Genomic DNA, 11,337 nt, shown 5'->3' on the forward strand with positions numbered 1-11,337 from the left:
CCGGCATCACCGAGACGTCGAAGGCGAAGAACAGGCCCGCCATCAGGCCCATCGCGATGGTCGCCGCCACCAGCACGGGCCCGGCGGCCTTGCCCCGGGCGGCGGCGGGGGCGGCGGGGGCGCCGTAGGCGGCGTGGAAGGTGGAGGGTGGTGCGGTCTGGTCGGAGCGCATCAGGGGCTTCCTTCGGGTTCACCCGGTCCCCGCGGGCGCGGGGACTCTCACGGGCGGTGCTACGGAAAGCAGTTCGGGGGGCGGCGGGAGGAGCGGCGGGCCGCCGGCACTCCGGTGCGCGGGCTCGGGGCTCCCATTCAGACCTCCCACACGCCGGCCGCCGCCGCCTCGCGGGCGAAGTCGGCGAAGTCCCTCGGCTCCCGGCCCAGCGCCCGGCGCACCCCGTCCGCGGTGTGGGCGTTGCGGCCGTCCAGGATCATCGAGAACAGCTCCGCGAAGTCCCCCGGCAGGCCCTCCCGCGCCAGGACCGCCCGGTACTCCTCGACCGACACCGGCACGAACCGCACCTCCCGGCCCGTCGCCCGCGACAACTCCGCCGCCACGTCCGCGTACGAGAGCAGCCGGGGGCCCGTCAGCTCGTACACCTCGCCGTCGTGCCCGTCCTCGGTGAGCGCCGCGACCACCACGTCCGCGATGTCGTCCGCGTCCACGAACGGCTCGGCCGCGTCGCCCACCGGCAGCGCCAGCTCACCGGCGCGCACCGGGTCGAGGAAGAAGCTCTCGCTGAAGTTCTGGTCGAACCACGCGCAGCACACCACCGTCCAGCGGGCGCCGGCCTCCATCACGGCCTTCTCCCCCGCCTCGGCCGCCTCCTCGCCGCGGCCCGACAGGAGCACCAGCTTCGCCACGCCCCGGCGGGCCGCGAGCCGGGCGAAGGCGCCCACCGACTCGACCGCGCCCGGGAAGGCGAGGTCCGGGTAGTAGGTGAGGTAGGCCGCGCCGACGCCCTCCAGCGCCGCTTCCCACGTCGTCTCGTCGTTCCAGTCGAACGGCACGTCGGCGGCGCGCGAGCCGATCCGGACGGTCCGGCCGCGGGCGGCCAGCCGGTCCGCGACGCGCCGGCCGGTCTTGCCGGTGCCGCCGACCACCAGGACCGTCGAGCGGTCGTCCTGGGCGGCCCGGGCGGTCTGCGCGCCCTCGGCGGTCTGGATGCTGTTGCGGTTGCCTGCGTTCTGCGAGTTCGTCGTCATGGCATCCAGTCAAATCCACTCCGGGACGACGAACCATGGCCACCAGGCTCAGGTGCATGTCCACGCGTCTAGACCCGTCTCCGGGGCCCGCACTCCGGGCTCCCGGGGCCCGCACTCGATGAGAACACGGTGCGTAGCGGCGCGACTACTACTCTCCACCCGGCTTCGAGCGGGCCTTGAGCGGCCGTCGAGGCGCGCGGCGACAGGACGGCAGGACGCCAGGACAGGAAGACAGGAGGACGGGAGGGCACGCGAACGGCGGGGCGCGGCCGGTGCTGCCCGGCTGCGCCCCGCCGTTGACGGGGGGTGCTCCTACGGTGCCGCTACTTCACGAAGCTCTCCACGACCTTCGGCGGCCAGACGCCTACCTTGAGGGCGCCCATCGAGTAGGCGCGCGAGACCAGGGCCGCGCGGTTCGGCACGCGCAACTTCCGCAGCAGGCAGGTGACGTGGTACTCGACGCCCTGGCGGCTGAGGTAGAGCCGGGCGGCGAGCGGGACGGTGGAGACGCCGGCCGCGATGCCCTCCAGGATCCGGGCGTCGATCTCGCTGAGCAGCTTCTTGCGGCCGGCGACGACCTCGGACTCGGCCGCCTCGCCGTCGCGGTTGGGCATCATCACCATGATCGACGACTCGTCGGGCAGGCCGCCGCGGACCATCACGGCGGTGAGCGGGACGGTGAACGTCTCCTCGTCCGGGCCTATCGCTATGACGTCGGTGGCGAAGCGGTCCCGGCGGCCCTCGATGAGTCCGGAGAACTGGCGCAGCAGCGGCTGCTGGACGCTCGGGTGGACGAGCTCGCTGAACGTCCGGCCGCAGAGCTCGGACGAGGAGCGTCCGAACTGCCAGAAGAAGGCCTCGTTGGCCTGCCGGATGGTGAGGGTGCGGTCGAGCTGGGCCATGTTGAGGCCGGCCTGATCGGTGACGGTGCGGGTTTGCGGCGCCGCGTCGTGACCTGGCTCTCGATCGCACACGATGGTCCGAGCGGTATCGGCCAGGGCGGAAGAGGAGATGACCACGGCAGTCGGATCCCTTCGGGGCGCGTGTGCGGTGCTGATTTCCGCGGGAAATCCCGGCCATTTCTTTCGGGCCGGGTCGGCTCGAACGGCCTGATTCGCGGTGAACTCTGCTTCGACTCTAGGGACCGCCGATCCGGCAGGTCAACGGCGCCCGGGCTGGTCCGGTCCAATTCTGTGGGCGTACGGCCGGTGGTTCGGTGTGGGGTCGGGGGGTTCGGCCGGTCGTTCGGTACGGTGCACATCCTTGCAGGTCAGGGCAGGTTCGGTAGGGTTCGGTCACGGTTCGGCGAGCATGAGTTCGATTCTGTGGCGGCAGGTCGAACGGGTTTTCCGGCGCGGCCGCCGGGATCAAACACGAACAACGGGTTCGGCCTCGCACAGAACCGTCACAAGTTCCCGGCGGCCGGAAATTCCGAGCTTGCGATAGGAATTCGTCAAATGTTTCTCCACGGCCCGCGCGCTCACCCGCAATTCGGCCGCGATCTCCTGGTTCGTCAGACCGTGCCCGACGAGGTCCGCGACCCGGCGCTCGGACGGCGTCAGCACGACGTCCACCGGCACCCCGGCCTCCCGGCCCGGCGCGGTTCCGGCCCACTCCTCGGACCAGCCGGCGCCGCACGCGGCGGCCAGCCGGGCCGCCTCCCTGCGCACCGCCGCCGCCTCGGCCCCGCCGCCGAGCCGCCGGCCCAGATCGCGCAGCGCGCGGGCGCGTTCGAGCTCGTCGGCCGAGCGCCGCAGCACCTCGACCGACTCCCGCAGCAGGTCGACGGCCCGCGCGCCGCCGGCCAGGGCGGCCTGGAGCCGCAGCGCGCGACCCAGCGCCGCCGGGGCTCCCCACGCCTCCGCGCGGGCCAGCTCCTCGGTGATCAGCGCGCGGGCGGCGAAGGCGTCGCCGAGCTGGCGGGCCAGGCCGACCGCCCACGGGCGCCACGGGAAGAGCACCGGGTTGCGCCAGCCGGCGGACTCCAGTTCGCGGCCGCAGGCGAGGACGGTGTCCAGGGCGGCGGAAGGGTCGCCGCGGTGAGCCTGCTGACGGGCGCGCAGCAGTCCGAGCATCGCCGCGGGGGCCGCGCCCGTGGGCCAGCGCCGGTCCGCGTCGGCCAGGACCTTGGCGCCGAGCGGCAGGTCACGGGCCGCGAGCGCGACCGCGGCGAGGGCCGCCGTGGCGAGGCCGTCGCCCTCGGGCCCGCCGGCCTCGGCGCGCAGGCGGGCGCGTTCGGCCTGCTCCCGCGCGAGACCGAGCCGGCCGCGGGCCAGGTGGACGAGGGCCTGCTCGGCGTGGCCCGGCGCGGAGTCATCGGCCGGGCCGCCCGGGTGCCGCCCCCGTTCGCCCGCCGAGAGCCAGGACTCCAGCGCACCCGGGGCGTCCGCGCCGACCAGCGTGGTCACCAGCAGCGGCACGACGGAGTGCGGGCTGCGGACGGTGGCCGGCTCCCGTTCGAGGATCCGCTCGGCCAGCCCGGCCAGTTCGGCGGCCGGGCGGCCCGCACCGAGCGTGGCCGCGTGCAGCAGGACGGCCAGCAGCTCGCGCTCGCCGCGCGAGCACACCGCCGGTTCCATGACGCCGAGCCGGCCGATGGAGTCGGCGAGCCGGGCGGGGTCGCGGCAGTCCGCGTGGCGCAGCCGGGCCTCCAGGCGCAGCGCGGCCTCGCGGGCGGCGCCGTCGAGGGTGTCCGGGTCGCCGAGTTCGCACGCGACCCGGCGCAGCAGGGCGGCGGAGGTCGGGCTCGCGGCGCGCAGGAAGTTGGCCGGCAGCTGGAGCGCGGCGGCGGCACGCTCGCGGGCGGTGGCGAGCAGCGGGATCGCCTGGGCGATGTGCCGCTCGCACGCCGCCCGGTCGAACGACCGCTCGGCGACGGCCAGTTCGACCAGCAGGCGGGCGCGCTCGGGATCGCCGTCGGGGACGTCCAGCAGGGCGCGGCGCAGGTAGCGGGCGGCCGGCGCGGGTTCGCCGCGGCGCAGCGCGGTGTCGGCGGCGCCGCGCAGGACGGCGCCCGACCACGGGTGCCGGGAGGCCGCGACGGCCATCAGCTGGGCCGCGACCTCCTCGGCCGGGCGCCCCGCGTCGTACAGCACGGCGGCGGCGCCCTCGTGGCGGCGCTGGCGCTCGCCGGCACTCATCGAGGCCTCGACGGCGTCCCGGACGACGGGGTGGACGAAGGCGGCGCGGTGCGGGTCGGGCAGCAGGCCGAGGTGGTGCAGGGCGCGCAGGGCGGCGGCGCAGCCGACGGGGTCCAGGCCGGCGAGGCGCCCGGCGGGCGCGGTGTCGCCGGGCTCGCCGAGGGTGGCGATCGCGGCGGCGAGGTCGCGCACGGGCGCGCTCTGGGTGCGCAGGCACGTCACGATCCGGTCGCGCAGGCGCCCGGGGCGCAGGGTGCGGGCGGTCTCGGCGTGGGCGGCGGTCGGGCGGGCCGTGGTGGCGGCGATGACGTCGAGCAGGGAGACCAGGAAGAGCGGGTTGCCGGCGGCGGCCCGGTGGCAGGCGTCGGCGAACTCGGTGTCGATGCCGGCGGGTTCCGTTCTGCCGGGGTCCACGGTCTCCGGATCGGCGGTCTGCGGACGGGCCGTCTGCGGGTGGCCCGGGTCGGTGAAGCGGTCGCGGATCAGGGCCCGGGTGGCGGTGGGCGACAGCGCCGTCAGTCGCAGCTCGCGGGCGGTGTCGGCGACCTCGCGGACCAGCGGGTGCCACGAGCCCTGGTCGCCGTCGCGCAGCGTGCACACCACGACCACGCGCAGGCCGTCGAGACGGGCGGTGAGGTGGGCGAGCCAGCGCAGCGACGGGCCGTCGGCCCACTGGAGGTCGTCGACGAGCAGCAACAGGGGTGCGTCGGCGCTCAGTTCGGCGAGCAGGCGGCGCAGGTCGGCGAGGACGGCACCGGTCGGCTCGGCGCCGGCGGGATCCGTCGCGGTGTCCGTCGCGTCCGGGGTGTCCAGGGTGTCCGGGGTGTCCGGGGTGTCCGGGGTGTCCAGGGTGTCCAGGGCGTCCGGGACGAAGTCGCCGAGGACGGCACGCGCCGCTCCGGCGCGCGCGAGCCACCGCTCCCGGGCGTCGGCGGGCAGAACGGTGAGGAGGCTGTCGAACAACTGGCGCACGACACCGAACGCGAAGTCCTGCTCCATCGGGGCGGCGTCGGCCCGCAGGACCCGCACGCGCAGACCGTCGGCCAGACCGGGCAGGGCGCGCAGTAAGGCCGAGCGTCCGATGCCGAACGGACCGGTGAGCAGCAGGTGCGACGAGCGGCCCCCGTCGGCGTCGCACAGGGCCCGGCGTACCGCGGCGAGTTCGGTGTCCCGGTCGTGGAGCATCGTTCAGTGTCCTTCCATGGCACGGACCAGCGCCCGCAGTTCGGGGCGGCCGTGGATGCCGAGCTTGAGGTAGGCCCGTTTGAGCCGGAGTTCGACGGCGCGGCTGGAGACGGCCAGCAGCGCGGCGATGTCCCGGTTGCTGCGGCCCCGGCCCGCCAGTTCGGCGGTGTGCCGCTCGGTGGGCGTGAGGCTCTCCCAGCGCGGGTCCGCGGGGTGGACGACGCGGTGGTCCAGGGTCCCGGCCAGGTCGCGGGCGCGAGCGGCCATCGGGCCGGCCGGATGCCGGGCCGTCAGCACGCACAGCTCGGCGAGGGAGCGCTCGGCGGCGTGCCGGGGGGCCGCCCCGGGGGGCGGGATCGGGGGGCTGTGGGCGCGCGGCCCGCCGGAGCCGGGGCGCGGGGGGGCGGGGCCCCCCCCGCGGCGCCCCCCGCGGGGGGGGTGTGGGGCGCGCGCCCCCACGTAGCCGGGGCCGGCCGGGCCGCTGCGCAGCGCGCCCGTGGCGGCCGAGCGGATCCCGGCGAGCCGGCCGGGCCGGTCCGCCACCCGCTGGGCGCTGAGCTCGGCCCAGCCGATCGCGATCGGCGCGCCCCAGCGGCGGGCGAGCCGCAGCTCCTGCTCGCTCAGGCGGACGGCCTCGTCCGGATCGCCCAGGGCGTGGTGGGCCAGCGCCGCGACCGAACGCCACGGGAGCAGCGCCGGGTTGAGCCGGTGCCGGCTGAGCAGGCGCCGGCCGCACTCCCGCAGGAGCTCGGCGGCCTCCGCCGGGCGGCCCGAACCGAGCGCGACGGTGGCCCGTGCGAACAGCAGGTGCGCCCAGTGCTCGCTCGCCTCGGCGCCCGCGGGCAGCGGGGCCACGACCCGTTCGCGGGCACGCTCGCAACGGCCGCTCTCGAGGTCGACGAGGATCCCGACGGCCCGCAGGTACGGCGCGACGGCGTCGGGCCGGCCGAGCAGGCGCAGCGCCCGCTCGCCCTCGGCGACGTCACGGTCCGCGGGCTCCAACCGGCCGCGCCGCAGGTTGAGTTCGGCGCGCAGCGCGAGCACGTGCGGGGCGGCCAGCCGCAGCCGGTTCCCGGACAGGCCGCGCAGCAGACGGTCCAGGCCCGCCTGCGCCTCGTCGTTGGCATCGGCGAGGCACAGCGTCCGGCAGGCGGCGAGCCACGGCTGGACGAGCGGACCGTCGAAGGCGTCGTCCCCCGGGGAGCCGGCCGCGGCGAGGGCCGTCCGGGCCAGCGCACCGGCCAGGTCGAGCCGACGGCCACCGACGGCGAGCTGCCAGGCCCGGACCGCCGCCTGCGCGGGGACCGTCGGGCACGGCGGCAGCTGCGGCAACTCGGGCAGCGGCAGGGCGGACTCACCGTCATCGGCCGGGTCGGCGCACCAGAAGAGCGCGAGCAGCTCGTCGTGGTACGGCTCCTCCGGCCGGGGCAGCGTCTCGGCGACGGCCCGCCGCACGACGGTGGCCGCACCCCCGGTGAGCCCGAGGTCGGCGGCGCGGACGCGCAGGGCGGAGGTGGGGGTGGGGGTGGTCGGGGTGGTGAGCGCCGAATACGGGCCGGCCTCGGCGGCAGCCGCGTACGAACCCGCGGCAGAACCAGGGCAGGCGGGCAAGCCCGGGTAGGTGGCGCGCGGCGGCAGAGCGGCGAGCTCCGAACACGGGCCCACCTCGGCGGCAGCCGCGAACGAACCCGCCGCAGCACCAGGGCAGACGGGCGAGCCCGGGTACGCGGCACGCGACGGCAGAGCGGCGAGCTCCGAACACGGGCCCACCTCGGCGGCAGCCGCGTACGAACCCGCCGCAGAACCAGGGCAAGCGGGCGAGCCCGGGTAGGTGGCACGCGGCGGCAGAGCGGCGAGCTCCGAACACGGGCCCACCTCGGCGGCAGCCGCGTACGAACCCGCGGCAGAACCAGGGCAGGCGGGCGAATCCGGGTACGCGGCACGCGGCGGCAGAGCGGCGAGCTCCGAATACGGGCCCACCTCGGCGGCAGCCGCGAACGAACCCGCGGCGGCATCGGCGGCAGCGAGGTACGAACCCGCGGCGGGGCCGGCGGTGGCGGGGCGGCGGAGGATCGCGTCGAGGGTGTGGTCGCCGGCTTCGGGTTCGGCGATCAGGTGGGTGGCGGCGAGTTCGAGGGTGAGGCGGGCGTGTTCGGCGGGTGCGGGGCGTTCGGCGAGGGCGCGGCCGAGCAGGGCGGCGGCGTGCCGCTGGTTCTGCCGCTGGGCGGCGGCCTCGGCGGCGGTCTGCAGGGCCCGGACGGCCCAGGGGCGGCCGGCGGGGGCCGCGCCGAGCAGCAGGGCGGCCACCGCGAGGTCGTCGGCGGCGGCCCGGTGGGCCAGTTCCGCGGCCCGGGTGTGCAGGTCGGCGCGCTCGGCCGCGGTGGCGGCGGCCAGGACGCGGGAGCGCAGCGCCGGGACGAGCAGCGGTTCGACGCCGGGGCCGGCGATGACGCCGGGCAGTTCGGCGAGGACGGCGCGCAGCCGGGCCTCGTTCAGGGTGTCGAGGCCCGCGAGGAGGCAGGTCAGCGGGAAGTCGAGCAGGTCGCCGCAGACGGCCAGTGCCCGCACCACGGCCACCATCTCGTCGCTGTGCCCGCGCAGGGCGCGCATCAGGTGGTCGCCGGTCACGGTGCCGCCGAGGGCGGCGAGTTCGGGCACGCGGGCGAGGACGGGGCGGTGGCCGTCGCCGGCGAACCGCCGCAGGATGTCGTCGAGGACCTCGGGGTGTCCGGCGGAGATCCGGCCCGCCGCCGTGGCGAACCCCTCCTCCCCCGGGCCGCCGCAGGCCCGCAGCACGGCGCCCGCGACGTCGGTGCCGTCCAGGGGCCCGAGGGCGAGCCGGTGGACGGCGGCCGCGCCGGAGGTCCCGGCCAGCAGGTCGTACCAGTCGGGGTCGGGCGTTCCGAGGCGGCTGCCGCCGCACAGCAGCACGAGCGGGACGCCGGCCCAGCGCCGGGAGAGCGCACCCAGCCAGTGCAGGGACCGCGCGTCGAGCCACTGGGCGTCTTCCAGTGCGAGGACGGTCGGCCGGCTCCTGGCGGCGCGCAGTAACTCGGCGAGGCCGGAGAGGGGACCGTCGAGGCGGTGGTCGAGCGGCCCGTCGAGGGAGCCGAGCCACTGGGCGACGGCCCCGAGGGCCGGCCCCGACTCGGCGTGGGCGGCGCGGGCCCGCAGGACCCGCAGCCCGGCCCGCTCGGCTCGGGTGGCCCCCCACCGGACCAGCGCGTTCTGTCCGTAACCGAGCGCACCGGTGACGGCCACGACGACCGGGCGGGCGCCGGCGGTGGCCGGGGCGCCGGCAGTGGCCGGGGCAAAGGCAGCGTCGAGGACGGAGGCGAGGGCGGCACGCTCGCGCTGCCGCGCCCGTGGCGGGCTCGCGTCCGACGAAACCATGGGCGCTGATCGGGCACCGGGGTGCGCCGGGTCGAGCGCGTGCTGCCCTCCCGGCGCCGGGAGAGCGGCCCCGGTTCTCGCCGACCCCTCGTCGACGTGCGCGCCTTCAGCGGCATCGGTCTCGATCGGAGGCGCGCCGTGGGTGGGCGGCAGCCCGGGACCGTCCGGGGCCTCGGGCCTGGTCGGCCGGGCCGTCGACGGGATCTCCGTGGGGTTGCGAGTCTCGCCCCACGGGCTCACAGGAACGTCGTTCATCCAGTTCACCCGGGTCTCGGGCTCCCTTGCCGTGTGAGGTGCGCCGGATCGGCGCGGGGTGGAGGTGGTGGTCGTCAGCCGGTCGGCCCGCCGGCCGGGGGCGGTTCCTCGGCGGCCCGGACGGCGCCGCGGCGGGCACCGTCGAGGGCGGGTGCGAGGCCGTCCCGGCGGGTGACGCCGAGTTTGCGGTAGACGCTGGTCAGGTGGGACTCGACGGTGCGCACGGTGACGAAGAGGGTGCGCGCGATCTGCCGGTTGCTCGCGCCGTCGACGGCGAGGCCGGCGACCCTGAGTTCGGCGCCGGTGAGCAGGTCGGCGGCGGAGGTGGCGACCTCGGGCATCCGGCCGCCGGCGGTGATCAGCAGGCGGCGGGCGGCCCTGGCGAGGGCGAGGGCGCCGCAGCCGCCGGCGAGGGCGGTGGCGGTCCGCAGGTGTTCGCGGGCGCCGGCCGGGTCGCCGGCGAGGAGGAGCGCGCGGCCGAGGCCGAACTCGGCGCGGGCGTGTTCGGCCCGGGCCGGTGAGGCGGCGAGCAGGTGGACGGCCTCGGCGAGGCGGTCGAGGCCGGCCCGGCCGGGGGTCACGGCGCCGGAGGCGAGGGCGGCGAGGCCGAGGGCGCGGGCGGTGCCCCAGCGGGCGGCCAGGTCGGCGCCGTACTCGGCGAGGACCCGGCCCTCGGTCGGGCGCCGGACGGCGGCGAGGACCAGGCAGGAGTCCGCCCACCAGGGGGCGAAGACGGGGTTCGCGACGCCCGCGTCGTACTGGACGCGGCCGCAGGCGCGCAGCAGGTGGAGGGCCGCGTCGGCGTCGCCGTGGGCCCAGCGGGCGCGGCCGCGGGCGAGCAGGAAGAGCTGTTCCTCCAGGCCGGTGCCGCCGGCTTCGGAGCGGTCGGCGTCGGCGAGGAGCGCTTCCGCGCGGTGGGCTTCGCCGCGGTCGACGAGGACGGCGGCGAGGACGGCCCGGGGGGCCGTCAGACAGGCGTCGGAGCCGGCCGCGCCGAAGTCCTCGATGGCGGCGCGGACGGTCGCCTCGGCTTCGGCGACGGCGCCGGCCCGGTGCAGCACGAGGGCGCGGCCGGTGCGGGCGAGGGTGCGGGACCACGGGCCGGCGCCGCGCACGGCGCGGTCGAGGGCGGCGGTCGCGGCGTCCGTCTCGTCGGCGAGGGCGAGGGCGGCCGCGGCGGTGATCAGCGGCCAGCCGGGGCAGGACGGGCCGGCGGCGGCGACGGCGCGGCGGGCGGCCGCGACGGCGAGTTCGCGCGAGTGCCCGGCGAGGGCGGCGCGCAGGGCGGCGAGGGCCTGCTCCTGGACGTTGGCGGTGTCGTCGCGGGCCACGGTGAACGCGGTGGCGCGGGGCACGGGGACGGTGGCGACGGCCGACGCCCGGCCGCGGCCGGTGACGAGCAGGGCGGTGCGGACCTGCCAGCGCAGGCGGGGGCCCCAGTCGCCGTCCGGTCCGTCGAGGGCGCGTTCGAGGGCCTCGGCGAGTTCGGCGCGGTGGGTCGGCGCGAGCGGCACGGCGAGGCAGGCCATGGCGCACTCGACGGCGATCCGGGCCCGGTCGGCGGGGTCGGCGGCGAGGGCGAGGGCGGCGCGGAACATCGGGACGGCGGCGAGCGGGTCGGTCTGGGCGAGGGCGACGGCCAGGCGCAGGCGCAGCCGGTCGTCCTCGGGGGTGGTGTCCAGGGCGCGGTGCAGGTAGCCGGCGGCGAGGGCGAAGGCGCCGCGCTGCTCGGCGGCGGTGGCGGCGTCGCACAGGACGGCGGCCATCCACGGCTGCGGGATGCCGGGGACCTCCATCAGGTGCCGGGCGACCTGTTCGGCCGGGCGGCCCGCGTCGCTGAGCAACAGGGCGGCCCTGGCGTGCAGTTCGGCGGTCCGGCGGCCGTCGCCGGGGGCGAGGAGGGCGGTGCGCGCGGCCGGGTGGACGTCGCCGCCGGCGGTGAGCGCGCCGCATTCCCCGAGCATCGCGACGGTCTCGTCGGCGCGGGGGCCGGGCACGCCGGCGAGGGCGGCGACGAGGTCGGTGCGGGCGGTGCCGAGCACCGCGACGGCGGCCGCGGCGGCGCGGACGGTCGCGCCTGAGGCTGACACTGAGTGCCCACACCGTCGCCCCGCGAGCGACCAACCGAGTGTCTCGCCCGGGTTGTGTGTGGAGCGCGCGC

5 protein-coding genes are annotated in these 11,337 nt (G+C 77.6%); all 5 read right to left on the reverse strand.

All coding sequences use genetic code 11. From position 1 onward, the window contains the following. Positions 1-309 precede the first annotated feature (309 nt). The 5 genes from ACFV4G_RS35925 to ACFV4G_RS35945 all read right to left on the reverse strand — a co-directional run bounded on the left by ACFV4G_RS35925 (position 310) and on the right by ACFV4G_RS35945 (position 11,266). Positions 310-1,203 carry an NmrA family NAD(P)-binding protein gene (locus ACFV4G_RS35925; RefSeq protein ID WP_380446388.1) on the reverse strand — a complete coding sequence of 298 codons (894 nt, stop codon included), beginning with the start codon at positions 1,201-1,203 and terminating at the stop codon, positions 310-312. A 323-nt stretch (positions 1,204-1,526) separates the two neighbouring features. After that, positions 1,527-2,177, reverse strand: a complete 651-nt coding sequence (locus ACFV4G_RS35930; RefSeq protein WP_380446389.1) for a LuxR C-terminal-related transcriptional regulator — start codon at positions 2,175-2,177, stop codon at positions 1,527-1,529. A 393-nt stretch (positions 2,178-2,570) separates the two neighbouring features. Further along, positions 2,571-5,528 carry an ATP-binding protein gene (locus ACFV4G_RS35935; protein ID WP_380446390.1) on the reverse strand — a complete coding sequence of 986 codons (2,958 nt, stop codon included), beginning with the start codon at positions 5,526-5,528 and terminating at the stop codon, positions 2,571-2,573. 3 nt (positions 5,529-5,531) lie between these two features. Next, on the reverse strand, positions 5,532-8,921 hold the full coding sequence (locus ACFV4G_RS35940) for a LuxR C-terminal-related transcriptional regulator (protein WP_380446391.1): 3,390 nt from the start codon (positions 8,919-8,921) through the stop codon (positions 5,532-5,534). 329 nt (positions 8,922-9,250) lie between these two features. Then, on the reverse strand, positions 9,251-11,266 hold the full coding sequence (locus ACFV4G_RS35945) for a LuxR C-terminal-related transcriptional regulator (RefSeq protein ID WP_380446392.1): 2,016 nt from the start codon (positions 11,264-11,266) through the stop codon (positions 9,251-9,253). Positions 11,267-11,337: the final 71 nt, after the last annotated feature.

The organism is Kitasatospora sp. NPDC059747 (genome assembly GCF_042732955.1).
Taxonomy (GTDB): domain Bacteria; phylum Actinomycetota; class Actinomycetes; order Streptomycetales; family Streptomycetaceae; genus Kitasatospora.